A 16888-nucleotide genomic window follows, 5' to 3' on the forward strand; every position below is an offset into this window, starting at 1 on the left:
TTGAACAGAGTTCCCCACCTTAGACAAGGAGGGGCAGGGGTGGTTGGACCCGGCGCTGCAGCCACGAAGACCAGGATGTCCGCAGCAGAGAAAGTTCTGGACCCAGAAGTCCAGAACAGCAGGTTCTGATTCCGCGCCTCAGCTCCCCCCTCCAAACTCCTCTGTTTGCATACTAACTCAGCATTACCTAAATAGAGGGAAAACACGTCAAATTGTTATCTTTGCATATTATGGTGGAGAACATACAACAAGTAGCACAAGAGATAGAAGCGGCACCGCTTAGCAACGCCGCCGAACTGGAGCAATTCCGCATAGCCTATATTGGCCGCAAGGGCCGCATTGCCGACCTGTTTAACAACCTGAAAACGGTAGCGCCGGAGCAGCGCCGGGAGGTGGGCCAGCAGCTGAACAACCTGAAGAACCGTGCCCAGGAGCGTTTCGACCAGGCACAGGAGCAACTGGCCAGCGCCGCTGATACTGCCGGCGACACAGGCTTCGACTTTACACTGCCAACCGTACCGAACACGCTGGGCACACGCCACCCGCTCTCGCTGGTGCGCCAGGAGATCGTGCGCATTTTTGAGCGCATCGGCTTTAACGTGGCCGAGGGGCCGGAGATGGAGGACGACTGGCACAACTTCTCTGCCCTGAACTTCCCCGAGAACCACCCGGCCCGCGAGATGCAGGATACCTTCTTCCTGAGTGAAGACAAGGAGAAACTGCTCCGTACCCATACCTCTACCGTGCAGGTGCGCCTGATGGAGAACAACCAGCCGCCGCTGCGCAGCATTATGCCGGGCCGCGTGTACCGCAACGAGGCTATTTCAGCGCGAGCGCATATGGTTTTCCACCAGGTAGAGGGATTATACGTAAACAAGGGCGTGAGCTTTAAGGACCTGAAGGAGACCCTGTACTACTTCGCTAAAGAGATGTTCGGGCAGAACACGCAGATCCGTTTCCGGCCATCGTTTTTCCCGTTCACGGAGCCAAGCGCCGAGATCGATATTACCTGCTTCATCTGCAAAGGCGAGGGTTGTAACATCTGCAAAGGCAGCGGCTGGGTAGAGATCGGAGGTTCTGGTATGGTAGACCCTGCCGTACTGCAAAGCTCAGGCATCGACCCGGAAGTATACTCCGGCTTTGCCTTCGGCATGGGCATTGAGCGCATTACCATGCTCAAGTACCAGATAAAGGATTTGCGCCTCTTCACCGAAAATGACGTGCGTTTCCTGCGCCAGTTTGAGGGGGTTATTTAATTGTTGGTTGTTAAATTGTTAGTTGTTGTGCTTCGCTGGTAGTAAGGCCTTCCAGAACTTTTCACCTGTTGCCGTTCTGGGATAAACATCGTTTAAGCGAGTATGATCCTGCTAAAAGTATAAAGCTTTTGCTCAGCTGCAGAAACAACAATTTAACCATCCAACCATTTAACAATTAAACAGATGCAACTGGAGGACATCAAAACCATAGGCATAATCGGTGCCGGCACCATGGGCCAGGGCATTGCCCAGGTATGCGCGCAGGCAGGGTATAAAACGATGGTTTTTGATGTTGAGGCACAGGCGCTGGAGAAGGCGCGGCAACGTATCCTTCAGAACCTGGATAAAGGTATGGAGCGCGGGAAGCTAACGAATGCTGATAAAGAAGCCGCCCTGAAAAACCTGACTTATACCGGCGACATGCTACAGCTGCGCTGCGATGTGGTTATTGAGGCGGTGGTGGAGCGGCTGGAGGTGAAGCAGAGCATCTTTCAGGAATTGGCCAATATCAACACGCCCGCTACCATCCTTGCCTCTAACACGTCCTCTATCCCGATAACGCAGATTGCCGCAGCCGTGCCTAACCCGGAGCGCGTGGTGGGCATGCACTTCTTTAACCCGGCACACATCATGAAACTGGTGGAGGTAATTTCCGGTGCCGCCACTTCTCCTGAAGTAGCGCACATTATAAAAGAACTCGCAGGGAAGCTAGGTAAGACTGCCGTGATGACAAAGGACTCGCCGGGCTTTATCGTGAACCGCGTGGCGCGACCTTATTACACAGAAGCCCTGAAACTATTGGAGGAAGGCGTGGCCGACGTAGAAACCATTGACAAGCTGATGCAGGCCAGTGGCTTTAGAATGGGCCCTTTTGAGCTCATGGACCTGATCGGCGTGGATACCAATTATTCCGTAACCACCTCCATGTTTGAGGCCTTTCAGTATGAGGCCAGGTTCAGGCCGAGCCATATACAGCAGCAACTGGTGAATGCCGGGCACTGTGGCCGCAAGTCGGGCCAAGGATTTTATACTTATGCGAACTAAGCTCATACTTTTCATACTGTCCATACTTGCCTTTTCGTGCAACAACAGCAATAACAACAGCCCTGTTATACCCAACGTGCCGGTAAACGCGCAGATCAGTGTAAACAGCCAGCTGTACCCCGACCTGCTCCAGGATGGCGGCTATGCTTACCTGCCAGATGGCTACAACGGCATTATTGTGGTGCGGCAGAACGCCGGCAGCTACCTTGCCTTTGAGCGTACCTGCACCTACGACCCTAGCTCTGACTGTGTGCTGGAGGTAGACCAATCGCGGCTCTACATAACTGACCCCTGCTGCGGTTCCCAGTATAATTTGCAGGGCCAGGTGATTGGCGGACCGGCCATTTCGGCCTTGCGGCAATACAGAACCTCCTTGGTGGCCTCTACGCTCTATATCACCAATTAAAATTTATACTTTGATTTACAAGAGCTTAAATACGGCAGAAAGTTTTTTTTAGAGTCATACTTGCGTATTAAGCTTTACTGCCGTAATATTGCATCATCAAACGGCGAGACAGTTGCCGACGATAACATAACATTCCTCCTTAGCTCAGTTGGTTAGAGCACCTGACTGTTAATCAGGGGGTCCCTGGTTCGAGCCCAGGAGGGGGAGCTTAAAGAAAAGCCACTTACGCGTAAAACCGTTAAGTGGCTTTTTTATTTGCATACGATTTGCATACATAAGCACCTAAATACTGTCATTCTTGGTAGTATGATGACTTTCCCGACCCTTTGCCGAACTCCCTGATCTATCTTCTGGAAGCATAACAACCAGCATAATCTGCCGGAAAACTAAACGTCGTGCCCCTAAAGTATAAACTTCAGGCATTGTGTTGCCGCTGCCGCTCCATCATGTCCACCACCAGCCCCGACCAGGTAAAGTCCTCTGCCCCGTGGCCAGCGCCGGTAAAGGGATCGTAGTACTCCCTGAAACCGCTCTTGCTGATAAGCTGCTTCACGCTTTGCAACAGGTTACCGGCCTCTTCGGTATAGCCTTTCTCCAGCAGATGCTCCTGTATGAACCAGTTAAACATGACCCAGGTGGGGCCGCGCCAAAGGTACAGCGACTCGTTAGGGTTAAAGGCGGGTTCATCTATGGCAAGCGAAGGCACTGGAAATGGCACATGGAAACCGTCTTTATGCAGCAGGTGCCGCTCCAGCACGCGCTGGCATACTTCCTTGGGTACAGCTTTGAGCACCACCGGGAAAAAGAGAGTGCCTGTGCGTACTTTTAGTTTGTCGAAATGATGCCCGTGCAGGTCGTAAAAAGCCGCGTCTTTTTCGTCAAACATGCGCTGCAAAATGCTCTGCCCGGTTATACTTGCCTGTTCCCGGAAATGGGCTTCGTCCTCATCGCCAAGTATGGCGCATAGCTCCGCCAGCGCTTCCAGGTTTTGTGCATAGACGGTGTTGAACCCCACATCCTTCACAATAAATTTGTTGCTTTTGTAGAGCTCGGGCAGGTTATAATTCTTGAGGAAGTTATGGGCATCCACCTGCAGCACTTTCCAGAACAGCAGCGGCCCGGCTTTGCCCCTGTCGTAGCCCAGCACCGGGTCGTAGCTGGCTTTCCAGTCCATCCCCGACTCAAAGGGCGAGATGATGGAGAGCAGCCCCTCCCCTTCAAAGTCGCGGTTGGCGGCCAGCCAGCGGTAGAACTTCTTTAGCCGCGGCAGCATTTCCTTCACAAAGCCTAGATCCTCGTCGCCTTGGTAGATGCGCAGCACGGCCTGTGCGGCCAGCGGCGGCTGCACCAGCGCCGACATGTGCGGCTTATGGAGCTTCAGCACGTCCTCCGGGCGCAGCTGCAGCAGGTCGGTAATACGCCCCGGCCACAGGCGCTTCCAGTAGCTCATGTGCCCCACAAAGCCGTCGGGCCGTTGCATCTGGAACAGGCTGCGCATGTGCTTCTTCGCCATGTCCACCTCGCCCAAAGCCGCAAGCGTGAACACATGGAAGCAGGTATCCCAAAAAAATTGGAACGGGTAAGTTTCCGGGGAGGGCTTGGTGAAGTGGTAGGCAAAGCCGTCCCGCTCCCCGCTGATCATGTTGCGGTGCAGCAGGTGGCGAACTCGTTTTACCAGTTCCTCGTCCGACAGCAGCTGCTCGGCAGGCTGCACGCTTTTACTTGATGTAGGCATCCCACCCTGCATAGCGCTGTGTTTTCGGTCCGAGAGGTATAGCCAGTGCCGCCACCGCCAGCCCCAGCACTAGCCCCGTGATATGAAGGGCCGTTGGGCCACCCAGGAACCACGGAGCCGCCGCCGCCGCAAGCCCCAGCAGCACGTTCAGGTAGCGGCCTATGCGCAGCGGCTCCCCCATGCAGATCACCGACACCACCACAACCAGCGAGCCTGTCAGGTGCAGCACATCCGCCACAGTATCCTGTATCGGCACGCCAAACATACCCGGCGCAAACACCAGCGCCACCCCAAGCAAGGTAGAAATCAGCAGCGTCCACGGAAAGCTCATCCCCCAAACAGAGGCAGCGTATACCTTGCCCGGCTCTTCCGGAAACTTCATCAGCTCCGGTGCATGCTCCTCTTTCTCACCGCCCTCTATCGTGCCGCCTTCCCAGAACAGTTTCCAGAAGCCTTCGCCCTTCGCCATTTTCTTTTTCATGAACTGTATCATGGCAACCACCTCGTCTACCTCCAACGGGATCATGGGCAGCATGATGGCGGCGGCCAAAAGGCAAAAGGTACACCAGGCCCCTACCATCACCGGCTGACTTATCACCAGGAAGATGTGCACCAGCCCCAGCGGAATGACCAGGATGCCGAACACAGCGACCATCCACGGCATCGTGCGCCAGCGGGCAGGGCTGCCCATCCACCCCATCAGGAACTCAAAAGTATAAGCAATGGCCCCCAGGCCTGCATCGGAAATGGGCAGCGAGTGCGACATGCTGGAATTGAGCACCTGTTCGCTCTGCGGCCCGAAAAAAGGATCCCATACCGAATCCATATACCCTAGCTGAAAAGTGGCCAGGTAGCGCGACACGATCCAGCCCAGGAAGCCCAGCACCATCATGATCCAGCGCTGCGGCCAGCTGCTGGGGTTGTAGCTCCAGCCCGGTGGCACGGTTGGTCCCATTTTCATATACATGATCATGTTGGGCATCCCGGGAATAAGGATGGTGAGCGCAATAATGAGGGCTCCTACAAGCGTATCGTTGAGGTAAGCCACCGCCGAGGGCGACCAGAAAAGTATGGGCGCCATGGTGAGCCAGATGCCCACAAAGCAACAGATCCAGAGGCTGATGGGGCGGTTAGGCGTAAGGCCGCGCCACCCGAAGAAGATGAGCAAAGCACCGCTGATGATGTCGCTCCACTTCATGAACTGGATGCGCTGCTCCAGCGAGAGCCACACCGACCGGCCGCCGGAGGGCTCCACGGTGCCAATCCCGTAGTCGAAGGTGAAGGGAGAGATCAGCACCCAAAAACCAAGTATAACGATCATCCAGTAAACCCAGAGCGTTTGCATGTGGTGCATGTGCAGCATCTTCTGGCGCATCTCCGGGTCCATCTTCATCTCGTGGCTCTTGCCATTATCGCCATCTCCCTCGCCTTTGTGCATTTCCTTGTTATGCTCCCGCATTTGCTTCTCGGCCATGGGCCGGGTTACGCCGCGCATGCCCATGCCGCCGCTCTGGTGCTGCCCATTACCGTTGTGCTTATCTTGCTTCTTATCCATTACAGGTATGTGCTAAATTTTATACTTTCTTTACCGATTCGGCAGTAACAAACTGATACTAAACAAGCTGGGCAACACAAAAATGCATTAGCTCCGGCATCATCCTTAGGTTTACCCATCCTGTGCCGTAATGGTTTTACAGATGAAAGTATAGCCCTCTCTCCTGAAGCGTAGCCAGCTTATTTATCACCTTCGTATTTTATACTTTGCCTCCCGACATTTTCGCAGCAATACATGACCAGCATCATTTAAAAGCTCTACGTCGTTCAATAAGTTAGAACAACACCATAAGTTGATGAAATGACGCATCCTCACGAGCATCACCAGCACCATCATGGTTCTAAGAGCCAGGCTGAAAACGAAGCCAATAACATAGCCCAAAAGCTGGAGGAGAAAACGCTACACGCTCACCACGAAGCCATGCCGCACGGAGAAGGCACGCCCCCACCGCATGAAGAGCACATGGGCCATGCGGCGCACGGGGAGCACGGCCACGACCACCACCGCATGATGATCGCTGACTTCAAGAAGCGCTTCTGGGTATCACTGGTCTTAGCCATACCTGTGATCATACTTAGCCCGATGGTGCAGCACATCCTGGGCTTCTCGCTGGACGTGCCTTACGCCATGTACATTGCCTTTGCGCTCTCCTCCATCATTTATTTCTACGGCGGCTGGCCTTTCCTGACGGGCTTGGTAGAAGAGGTAAAGAAAGGGGCGCCGGGCATGATGACGCTGATCGGGGTAGCCATCACGGTGGCTTATCTCTACAGCACCGCCACCGTCTTTGGCCTGCAGGGGATGGACTTTTTCTGGGAGCTGGCCACGCTGATCGTGATCATGCTGCTGGGCCACTGGATCGAGATGCGCTCGGTGCTCGGGGCCTCCAAGGCGCTGGAGCTGTTGGTAAGTATGATGCCGGCCGAGGCCATGCTGATACGCGGTGGGGAGACGGTGAAAGTGCGGATTGAGGAGCTGAAGAAAAATGATCTGATACTGGTGAAACCCGGCGAGAAGGTACCGGCCGACGGCGTGGTGGAGGACGGCGAGAGCCACCTGAACGAAAGCATGCTGACCGGCGAGAGCAAGCCCGTTAAAAAGAGCAAAGGCGATAAAGTAATCGGCGGATCCATTAACGGCAACGGGGTGCTGCGGGTGAAGGTGGAGCATACCGGCAAAGAGAGCTACCTGAACAAAGTGATCACCCTGGTGCAGGAGGCGCAGAAAACCAAGTCGGAGACGCAGCGCCTGGCCGACCGTGCCGCCAAGTGGCTGACTTACGTGGCCCTCACCGCAGGTTTCGGCACGCTGGCTGTGTGGCTCATACTTGGGCAGGACTTTGCCTTTGCCCTGGAGCGCATGGTAACCGTGATGGTTATCTCCTGCCCGCATGCGCTGGGATTGGCTGTGCCGCTGGTGGTGGCCATCTCTACGGCCGTTTCGGCCAACAACGGCCTGCTTATCCGCAACCGCACCGCCTTCGAGAACTCCCGCAGGATCACCACCATCATCTTCGACAAGACCGGTACCCTCACCCAGGGCTCCCATGAGATCGCTTCTGTCGTCACTTTTGAGAATGCTATCGATAAAAAGGAAATGCTGCGTCTGGCAGCCGGGGTGGAACAGAACTCCGAGCATTACATCGCACAGGCCATACTTAGGAAGGTGAAAGCGGATGGTATACCTGTCCCTCCGTCCCAGTCTTTTAACTACCTGCCAGGTAAAGGGCTGGAGGGCAAGGTGGAAGGAAAAGACGTGAAGGTAGTGGGGCCAAACTATATGCAGGAGTATAACATACAGGTACCTGCCAGCCAGGCCGAGGAGGGTGTGGAAACAGTGGTTTATACTTTAGTAGATGGAGCACCGGTTGGCTACATCACCATGCGCGACCAGATCCGGGAAGAGTCTGCCGGGGCGATACAGGTGCTGAAAGAGAACGGCATCAAAAACCTGCTGCTCACCGGCGACAATGAGCGCGTGGCCAAAAGCGTGAGCGACAAGCTGCAGATGGACGGTTACCTGGCCAACGTGCTGCCGCACCAGAAACAGGAGAAGGTAAAAGAGCTGCAGGCCAAAGGTGAATTCGTGGCTATGACCGGCGACGGCGTGAACGACGCCCCTGCCCTGGCGCAGGCCGACGTGGGCATTGCCATTGGCTCGGGTACCGACGTGGCCGCCGAAACAGCCGATATCATACTGGTGAACAGCAATCCGCAGGACATCGCTTCGCTTATACTTTTCGGCAAGGCCACTTATAAGAAGATGATACAGAACCTGATCTGGGCCACGGCTTACAACGTGGTGGCCGTGCCGCTGGCGGCGGGTATCCTGTATAACCAAGGCATCATGATCTCGCCGGCTGTGGGGGCTGCGCTGATGAGCCTGAGCACCGTGATCGTGGCCATCAACGCGCAGCTGCTGCGCAAGAAGATAAAGTAAGCCCGGCTATACTTCCGCGGGAAAAATTCATACTATACTTTATGCAAATCGTACAAATCACTAACAAACTTTAAATAACCTACAGCTATGAAAAAATTAATAGTACCAAGTATTTTCCTGCTTATACTAACAGCGAGCAGCTGCCAAAGGGAGGCAACCGTGCAGGAGGTAATGGATAACGAGGCGCAGCGCAAGGAAGTATACGCCACCATTATGGACAACCCCGAAATGCGCCAGGAGATGATGCAGGCGATGCGCAACCATCCGCAGGGCGGCATGATGATGGGACAAGGCATGATGGGCCGGGGCCGCATGATGGGGGATACAAGTATGATGATGAGCGACACCGCCATGATGGGTGGCATGAGCCGTGAAAACATGCGCACGATGATGCAGCAGATGATAGCTGCCTGCGCCGAAGACTCCGCTAACTGTACCCAAATGGCGCAGATGATGACCCAGCACCGCCAGATGATGCAGGGCATGATGCGGCAGATGCGCCAAAAGGGGATGATGGATGAGAGTTGTTATCAGCAGATGATGAAGAACATGGGAAACACACCTAAATAAAAGGATGAAGGTTACACATACGCTTCGGCACACCGGAACCTCCCATGAGCTATCCGAAACATGCTGAATCCGATACATGGTGCACCCGGGAAGATCGATGCTGCGCCACGTAGCCTTTTGGCGCTGCACCCGGTGTATGTCAAGCTTCCGGCAAGCGCCTAAGTATACTTGCGCTTTTCTCTAAGCCTGATGACGCCTGAAATCCTGCCTGAAAAATTTCGCCCGGCTGCTTAAATGTATATCTTTGGTTTCATCACCTACAAGCCTGCTACTGTCAAGCCTTGGAATACTCTAACCCTGTGTTATCATGAAGCAATACCTGAAAACCTGCTTGCTCCTTGTATGGGCAGTCTTTTGTATCATCACGGCCACCGCTGCCAGTGCCGTGGTTAACGGAAAACAGCCCAATGCGGCGATCGCTCCCAACGGCACGGTACGGGTGGTGTTTGGGCAGGGAGACGGAATCTATTGTATGGTTTCTACCGATAACGGGCAACACTTTTCGGAACCGGAGCAGGTAGCCGTCCTTCCGGATATGCACCTGGGCATGTCGCGGGGGCCGCAAATCGCGTCCTCCAGAAACTACAGCCTTATTGCTGCCATGGACAAAGCCGGCAACATACACGCCTACCAGCTAAACCACAGCACAGGTAAATGGACCACAGTGGCCCAAGCCAATGACCTGGACGGCTCGGCACCAGAAGGCCTGATGGCGCTCACTGCCGACGACAAAGACGGGTTTTATGCCGTGTGGCTGGATACCCGCGGAAACAAGAAAAACAAAGTATACTTCTCTTCCCTTCATGGCGGCAAAACCGCTTGGGCAGCAAACAAGCTGGTGTATGCCTCCCCTGACGAATCGGTCTGCGAGTGCTGCAAACCCAACATCACCTTTAACCACAACAAGCTGACCATCTCCTTCCGGAACTGGCTTAACGGCTCGCGCGACATTTACCATACTTCTTCCACAGACAAGGACAACACGTTCACGGCACCTGAAAAATTTGGCCAGGGCACCTGGAAACTGGAAGGCTGCCCCATGGACGGCGGCGGCATCGCTCTCAACGCTAAAGGACAGGTAAGTTCGGTATGGCAGCGCAAAGGCGAGATTTTCTATTGCCAGGAAAACCAGCCGGAGCAGAAAGTAGCTACCGGCAGAAGCTGTGCCCTGACGCAGGACGGCACCCATACCAGCATTGTATGGCAGGAAGAGGGCCACATCAAATACAAAGAGTTAAACACGAATACCACCCAGGACCTGGGCAAAGGCAACACCCCCCGGATCTATACATTACCGAACGGAAAAACCCTGTGCCTCTGGGAAGCGGAAGCCACTGTGCAGCACAAAGTAATCTGATAGTACCAGCGCTATCGCACGAAGGGGACGCAATGCGCGGCGTTTGAACTAGCCATCCTATACTGATGAATGGCATCCTCAATCAACTGCACAGAGAGATAATGCTAGGTGGTCCCCGTGCACCTCATCCATATCGTGCTAGTTGAAGTATAGCCCTCAGAAAAGGAGCTGCACGCCTGGAACACCAAAACCATACCTGCTCAGCTTCTAGCAGTTAGGTGAACTACACTTTATACTTAAAAAAACGTACCTAGCAGGTGCAGCCCCACCGTGTGGCGGCAGCGTGAAATTTAGCAAAAGCATACGCCATACCATGCTCCGCGTTAAACCTGTTTCTATATGTGGTTTTCGAAATCTATAGAAGAAAGTCTTGCTGCATTTGAGGTGAGTCCTGCACAGGGGCTATCGGAGGCGGAGGCGCAGGCGCGGCTGCAGAAGTATGGGCCCAACGCCCTGAAGGGCAAAAAGAAGAAAACCATCTTGCAGCTTTTTATCGCCCAGTTGCAGGACTGGCTCATTTATGTGCTTCTTGCCGCTGTGGTGATTACAGCGCTGATGGGCGAGTATACCGACACGATCATTATACTTGTGGTTATTCTGCTGAATGCGGTGCTGGGGGTGGCACAGGAGGTGAAAGCGGGCAATGCCATTGAGGCGCTGCAGAAAATTGCCTCGCCCAAAGCACTGGTGCGCCGCGAGGGCACCACCAAAGAAATCCGTTCCGAAGATGTTGTGCCCGGTGATATTCTGATACTGGATGCGGGCCGCTTTATTGCCGCAGACCTACGCCTGATCGAGTCGGCGAACCTGAAGATAGAGGAATCAGCGCTTACCGGCGAGTCGATGCCCGCCACCAAAGATGCAGACCAGACGCTGCCAGACCCGCAAACCCCTATCGGCGACCGCCACAACTCTGCTTACATGTCTACGCTGGTAACCTATGGGCGCGGCGTAGGCGTGGTAGTGGCCACCGGCATGCAAACCGAGGTAGGCAAGATTGCCAGCATCATCGACACCGAGGAAGAAGTTACCACCCCGCTGGAAGCGCGGCTCGAAAAACTGGGAAAAACACTTGGCAAGTTGGCCATCGGCATCTGTGCCCTCATTTTTGTGGTGGCGCTGCTGCAGGGCCGCGATCTGGTAGAGATGTTCCTGATCTCGGTGTCGCTGGCGGTCGCCTCCATACCTGAGGGCCTGGCAGCCATTGTGGCCATTGTGCTCTCTATCGGGGTTACCAGCATGTCGAAGCGCAACGCCATTGTGCGGCGGCTGCCTGCCGTGGAGACGCTGGGCTCCGTGAACATCATCTGCTCCGACAAAACAGGCACGCTTACGCAGAACAAAATGACGGTAGTGCGCTACTTTAGCCTGGAGGGCGAGAGAGAAGTAAACCATGGCAACCAGAACGAAGCCTCAGAAGGCGCTGAGAAGCTGGCCAAGGCGATGGTGCTCTGCTCCGACGCCACCTACGAGCATAACGAGGGCACCGGCGACCCTACCGAGATTGCCCTGCTCCTGCTGGCGGACGACCTGGGCATAGACCGCCAGGCACTGCAGGCCAACAGCAGGCGCGTGGGCGAGTTCGCTTTCGACTCGGACCGCAAACTGATGTCGACGCTGCACGAGGAGGACGACAAGTATACAGTATATACCAAAGGCGCCATTGACAACCTGCTGAAGATAGCGACGCACGTGCTGGAGAGCGGCCAGGTGGTGCCCCTTACCGAACAACACCGCCAACAGTTTAACCAGGCCACTGAGCGTATGTCGGGGCAGGCACTGCGCACCCTGGGGGCCGCCTACAAGCCCGTAGACACCGTGATAGAACCTGAGGAAATGGAGAAGGACCTGATCCTGCTGGGCATGGTAGGCATGATAGACCCGCCCCGGGCGGAGGTAAAGGCATCGGTGCAGAAAGCCCGCATGGCAGGCATCACCACCATCATGATCACCGGCGACCACAAGAACACAGCTTTTGCCATTGCCCGCGAGCTGAACATAGCCGACAACATGCGCCAGGCTACCACCGGCCAGGAGATAGACGAGCTGCCGGAGGAGGAGTTTAACCAGCGGGTACAGGGCTATCGGGTGTTTGCGCGGGTGTCGCCGGAGCATAAGGTGCGCATTATCCGCGGCCTTAAATCGCATGGCAATATTGTGTCGATGACGGGGGACGGGGTGAACGACGCGCCCTCTCTAAGCGCCGCCGACATTGGCGTGGCCATGGGCATTACAGGCACCGACGTAGCCAAAGGCGCCTCCGACATGATCCTGACCGACGACAACTTTGCCACCATTGTAACCGCCATTGAACAGGGCCGCAACATATACAACAATATCCGTAAGTCGGTCCTGTTCCTGCTAACCTGTAACTTAGGCGAGGTAGTGGCCATGTTCCTGACGCTGCTGGCTGGCTGGCAGGCCCCGCTGATTGCCACACAGCTGCTTTGGATAAACCTGCTGACCGACACGTTGCCTGCCGTGGCCCTGGGCATGGACCCCGGCGACCCGGACGTTATGAAGGAGCGCCCGCGCGACCCGCAGGAGAGCTTCTTTAACGGCATAGCGGGCTGGCGCGCGGTGGCAGGCGGCTTTCTGATCGGGGGCATCACCATCTTTGCCTTTTGGTTCGGGTACTATGAGCACGGCCTCAGCCCTTTTGACGATGCCGTACCCGTGGAGACGGTACAGAACGCCCGCACCCTGGCCTTTATGACTTTGGTGGCCTGCCAGCTATACTATGCCCTGGCAATGCGCCACCCGCTTAAGTCGATCTTCCAGGTGGGGCTGTTCTCTAACCTGTTCCTGCTGGGGGCCGTGGCGCTGGGGCTACTGCTACAGTTGGCGGTGGTGTTAGTGCCTGCCATGCGCGATGCCTTTAACCTGCGCATGCTGGATGCTCAGGGTTGGGCGGCGGTGTTGTTTCTGGGGCTGTTGCCGCTGCTGGTAAGCGAGCTGGGCAAAGTATACCTGCGCGCGCGCCAGGCCAAAAACGCAGACCCGCTAGCAGCGTAGCCTTCCTGCCTCTGATCATTTAACCACCCTCCTGGTTAGACTTGCCCGTCCGCAGCCGCTAACCTTTTGCAGGCAATTGCAGTAACTATAAATGGCAATATTATCATATTACACCCAGGCTGTACGGTTGCCATACTTTATAAAAGCTTAGGGCAATACCAAACGAAAAGATAAAACTATGAAAAACATAAGAACATACCTGATGGCGCTGCTGGTGCTGCTAACCTTTACCATGAGTAGCTGCGAGCTGGTAGGCGATATCTTTGAAGCCGGCATGTGGACCGCCCTCATCATCATCGTGCTGATTGTGGTGCTCATCTCCTGGCTGTTCCGTAAGTTCAGAAGATAAAGCAAAAGTATACGAAAAGTAAAAAGGAGCCCCGAGAGGCTCCTTTTTTATACTTGCTGTTCCCTTATTTGCGGGCGCGCTTCGGCATAGTGCCCAGTATGTAATCCCACAGCGGCGACGATACGCCGAACGCTGCCTCCGGGTCTTTGTAGTGATGGATGCTGTGGTTGATCCAGAGCTCTTTCAGCATGTTTTTTGGCGGCGGATAAGCATGCACCACGTAGTGCACCAGCAGGTACATGGCGTAGCCAAACAGCACACCGGCCACCACACCAAACACAAACGTGCCGAAAATCACCTTAAAAATAAAGAAGAAGGCTGAGGCGTAAAGTATACTTACCACCGGCGGCATGGCCAGGCGCTTCTTGTCTTTCGGGTACTCGTGGTGGTTGCCATGGAACAAGTACTGCATGCGGGCCTTCAGGGGCGTGTCGGTACCCATGTGGAACACGTAGCGGTGCGCCAGGTACTCGATCAGGGTAAAGATGAACCACCCCAGGAAGAAGAAGCCTATCGCCTCCAGTATGCTGATAAAGCTATGGGTGATGCCATAGTAGATCAGACCTGCTGCTATTGTTAAGAAAATAGCGATAGGAATGGCAATGTGCGTTCTGGTCATCTTCTCCAGAACCGGGTTTTTGAACAGCTGTGCGGTTCCTTTGTGATTAGGTTTCATAGTTAGATTTTGCTGTATCTGTTAACGATGCAAAACTACTTTAAATTTTGATGTTGGGCCATAGTTGCAGTGCACACACTCATACTAACGAGGCCCGTGCGCTATTGTTTAACCACCTGCACCAGACTTTCGGCAGAGGCGTTTGCTGCGGGGCAGGTATGGGTAGCGCGTTCGTAAAACTGCTTTCGGAGAACTAATGTTTCGGAAAGGTAGGAATTTAATTCTTCGGGGCTTTTGCCTGCCAACAGCGGGCGCTGTGCCAGCCCTTGGGCTAAGAGCCTCTGCACCAGCTGCACTACGGGCACTTCTAAGTATAAACTGATGCCGTGCTGGTTGATAAAATCTATGTTATCGAAAAAGCAGGGAGCCCCGCCGCCGGTAGAGATCACGGCCTTAGTATACTTTTGCACCACCTCCTCCAGCGCCTCCCGCTCCAGCCTCCGGAAGTGCTCCTGCCCCTGCCGCTCAAAAATCTGCGCTATACTTTGTCCCTGCCGCTGCACTAGGTACTCGTCCAGGTCCACGAAGGTATAGCCGAGCCTGGCTGCCAGTTGCCGCCCCAGCGTGGTCTTGCCACTGCCCATCATGCCTATCAGGAAGATTCGCATCAGGAGTTAGAGAGTTAGAAAGTTAAAGAAGCTATTCTTAAGAGATCCATAGCATCGTACGTTCAGTTATCGTCCAGCGGCCATTCACGTTCTCAAACTCTATCAGCTCTCCCTTTCCGCACTTTGTGCCACAGATGAACTCGTAGTACAAAACTCCTTTGTTCTGCTGCTTATTCCATTGGATTTCGGAAAAGCTGACCTGGCCGATGGCATCCTGTTGCTGCTCAGGTTCCAGGTCCCAAATCAACTCAGCGCCCTCTAAAGAACCGATTTTGAAAGTACAGGCCTGGAAATCGGAAGCGCTATATTTTAGTTGAGAGTCATACAGACGTAAAAACACAGTGCTACTGTCTGCATCATACTTTCTCAGCATCTGCCTCATAGGGCTATCTGTCCCCTGCCTTCCCCAAAGCGCGGCAATAAAATCCTCGAATACATACTTATTATGATTCTTGTGGCTAATATAGATCGTCTTATGCCCTGACGTATCTTTTGCCACTTCTTGCTTCAGCTTCTGCAGTGTCGGATTACTCGCATTAAAAGCAGCTACAGAATCCGGGTCATTAAGTTTATCTAACTCATCTTTCAGCGCTTCCGCCTTTTCTCCGAGGTACAGGTAATAGAATTCGTTTTCTACCAGCTCAACGAGCAGGTCGTTGTATACCTGTAGCTGCGGGTCGCTCGTTTCGTACTCACATCCTTCATACGTTGTACTCTCCTCTCTACAGGAAGCCAACGAAAGTATAAACAGCGCAACAAGCAGCCTACTCCTCATTCTCTGTCAGCAGCTCCTGCACCTCCTCTATACTTGGCGTGTCGTTGTGGTGCCATTTGCCTTTTACGGTGCCGTCCTGCAGCAGCACGAGGCCCGGGTTGGAGCGGATGATGGTCTTGAGCACGGTGCCGTCGCCGAAGTAGTAGGGCACTGCCAGGTTTACCTCGTGCCGGAAGGCCTCAAATTCAGCGGCGCTGCTGCTGGTTACTACCATCGGCGTGATGCCTGCGGCTTCAGCGGCTTTCACCAGTGCGTTTATACTATCAAAGTTATCCTGCTTGGCCTTGGCCACACTCTGCACAATAATCAAGAGCTTTTTGCCCGTTAGCACCTCCTGGGTTAGGTCGGCTGTGTCGTTCCATACGTTAAAGTCGGTGATCTTTGGCCCCGCCTCCGGGTTTATGGCCACCATCTCTTTAAAAGTATACGTGGTATCGGTCGGGTATTCCTCAAACTCCTCGTCCTGCCCGTTTTTGGTCATAATGTACTTGTAGCGTAGCGGCTCCGACGGCTTCATCAGGGCAGGAATGTTATTGCCTATCTTGTATGAGCGGAAATCGATGTACGGCAGGTGCTCATAGGCAAACCAGCCTACTGCCACCGACAGGGCCGCCGTGATGATGGTGATGATAGCACCCGAAGAGGCCCGCATAAATGGCTGCAGGTATTGCTGCGTAAACAGCAGCACCAGGATCATTATCAGTAGCACCACGTCTTTTGTAAACGACTCCCAGGGCGTGAGTTTGATGGCATCGCCGAAGCAGCCGCAATCGGTTACTTTGTTAAAGTAGGCCGAGTAGAAGGTGAGGAAGGTGAAGAACACGATCATGATGAGCAGCAGCCACAGCACCAGTTTGAGTTGGTAGCGCACCAGCAGCGCCACGCCCAGCACAATCTCCGCCGCACTCAGAAAGATGGACAGAAACAGCGAGTAGGGCTCAAAGCTCTTAAAGAAGGGGGCAATGTCTGTGGAGAACACCTCGAAGTATTCCTCCAACTTGATGGCCGTGCCCACCGGGTCGTTTATCTTGATCAGGCCGGAGAAGATGAACAAAACAGCCACAAACAGCCAGAAAAGATTACTTATGAACTTCATTAACCTT

Annotated in this window: 14 protein-coding genes and 1 tRNA gene; 9 read left to right on the forward strand and 6 right to left on the reverse strand. The window is 54.3% G+C overall.

What is annotated here, in order from left to right:
• Positions 1 to 230: 230 nt before the first annotated feature.
• The 4 genes from pheS to FJM65_RS04730 all read left to right on the forward strand — a co-directional run bounded on the left by pheS (position 231) and on the right by FJM65_RS04730 (position 2913).
• A complete protein-coding gene (gene pheS / locus FJM65_RS04715) occupies positions 231 to 1256 on the forward strand; it encodes a phenylalanine--tRNA ligase subunit alpha (RefSeq protein WP_140619978.1) in 1026 nt (341 codons plus the stop codon).
• A gap of 183 nt (positions 1257 to 1439) precedes the next feature.
• Positions 1440 to 2300 carry a 3-hydroxyacyl-CoA dehydrogenase NAD-binding domain-containing protein gene (locus FJM65_RS04720; protein WP_140619980.1) on the forward strand — a complete coding sequence of 287 codons (861 nt, stop codon included), beginning with the start codon at positions 1440 to 1442 and terminating at the stop codon, positions 2298 to 2300.
• Entirely contained in the window at positions 2290 to 2706 is a 417-nt protein-coding gene (locus FJM65_RS04725; RefSeq protein ID WP_140619982.1) for a Rieske (2Fe-2S) protein, read from the forward strand. The genes FJM65_RS04720 and FJM65_RS04725 overlap by 11 nt, the downstream gene beginning before the upstream one ends.
• Before the next feature lie 133 nt (positions 2707 to 2839).
• Positions 2840 to 2913, forward strand: a tRNA-Asn gene (locus FJM65_RS04730).
• 208 nt (positions 2914 to 3121) lie between these two features.
• Here the strand turns inward: FJM65_RS04730 and FJM65_RS04735 are convergent.
• A complete protein-coding gene (locus FJM65_RS04735) occupies positions 3122 to 4441 on the reverse strand; it encodes an amylo-alpha-1,6-glucosidase (RefSeq protein WP_239022826.1) in 1320 nt (439 codons plus the stop codon).
• Complete coding sequence (locus FJM65_RS04740) at positions 4425 to 5996, reverse strand: vitamin K epoxide reductase family protein (protein WP_140619984.1); 1572 nt, start codon at positions 5994 to 5996, stop codon at positions 4425 to 4427. The genes FJM65_RS04735 and FJM65_RS04740 overlap by 17 nt, the downstream gene beginning before the upstream one ends.
• A 300-nt stretch (positions 5997 to 6296) precedes the next feature.
• Here FJM65_RS04740 and FJM65_RS04745 point away from each other — a divergent pair, with 300 nt between their 5' ends.
• The 5 genes from FJM65_RS04745 to FJM65_RS21150 all read left to right on the forward strand — a co-directional run bounded on the left by FJM65_RS04745 (position 6297) and on the right by FJM65_RS21150 (position 13726).
• Positions 6297 to 8435, forward strand: coding sequence for a copper-translocating P-type ATPase (locus FJM65_RS04745; RefSeq protein ID WP_181163636.1), 2139 nt, complete (start codon positions 6297 to 6299; stop codon positions 8433 to 8435).
• An 87-nt stretch (positions 8436 to 8522) separates the two neighbouring features.
• A complete protein-coding gene (locus FJM65_RS04750; RefSeq protein ID WP_140619986.1) occupies positions 8523 to 9005 on the forward strand; it encodes a hypothetical protein in 483 nt (160 codons plus the stop codon).
• A gap of 307 nt (positions 9006 to 9312) precedes the next feature.
• The gene (locus FJM65_RS04755) at positions 9313 to 10362 is read left to right on the forward strand and encodes a hypothetical protein (protein WP_239022827.1); all 1050 of its coding nucleotides are present in this window, start codon (positions 9313 to 9315) and stop codon (positions 10360 to 10362) included.
• Positions 10363 to 10701: 339 nt separating this feature from the next.
• A complete protein-coding gene (locus FJM65_RS04760) occupies positions 10702 to 13377 on the forward strand; it encodes a cation-translocating P-type ATPase (RefSeq protein WP_140619989.1) in 2676 nt (891 codons plus the stop codon).
• 178 nt (positions 13378 to 13555) lie between these two features.
• On the forward strand, positions 13556 to 13726 hold the full coding sequence (locus FJM65_RS21150) for a hypothetical protein (RefSeq protein WP_181163637.1): 171 nt from the start codon (positions 13556 to 13558) through the stop codon (positions 13724 to 13726).
• A gap of 64 nt (positions 13727 to 13790) precedes the next feature.
• Here FJM65_RS21150 and FJM65_RS04765 read toward each other — a convergent pair whose 3' ends face one another.
• From FJM65_RS04765 to FJM65_RS04780, 4 genes are all read right to left on the reverse strand, one after another.
• Positions 13791 to 14402 carry a sterol desaturase family protein gene (locus FJM65_RS04765; RefSeq protein ID WP_140619991.1) on the reverse strand — a complete coding sequence of 204 codons (612 nt, stop codon included), beginning with the start codon at positions 14400 to 14402 and terminating at the stop codon, positions 13791 to 13793.
• A gap of 101 nt (positions 14403 to 14503) precedes the next feature.
• Positions 14504 to 15010 carry a shikimate kinase gene (locus FJM65_RS04770; protein WP_239022828.1) on the reverse strand — a complete coding sequence of 169 codons (507 nt, stop codon included), beginning with the start codon at positions 15008 to 15010 and terminating at the stop codon, positions 14504 to 14506.
• A 37-nt stretch (positions 15011 to 15047) separates the two neighbouring features.
• A complete protein-coding gene (locus FJM65_RS04775; RefSeq protein WP_140619993.1) occupies positions 15048 to 15785 on the reverse strand; it encodes a hypothetical protein in 738 nt (245 codons plus the stop codon).
• Entirely contained in the window at positions 15775 to 16881 is a 1107-nt protein-coding gene (locus tag FJM65_RS04780; RefSeq protein ID WP_140619995.1) for a BT_3928 family protein, read from the reverse strand. The genes FJM65_RS04775 and FJM65_RS04780 overlap by 11 nt, the downstream gene beginning before the upstream one ends.
• Positions 16882 to 16888: the final 7 nt, after the last annotated feature.

The sequence above is a fragment of the Pontibacter mangrovi genome, assembly GCF_006385705.1.
In the GTDB taxonomy this organism is placed as follows: domain Bacteria; phylum Bacteroidota; class Bacteroidia; order Cytophagales; family Hymenobacteraceae; genus Pontibacter; species Pontibacter mangrovi.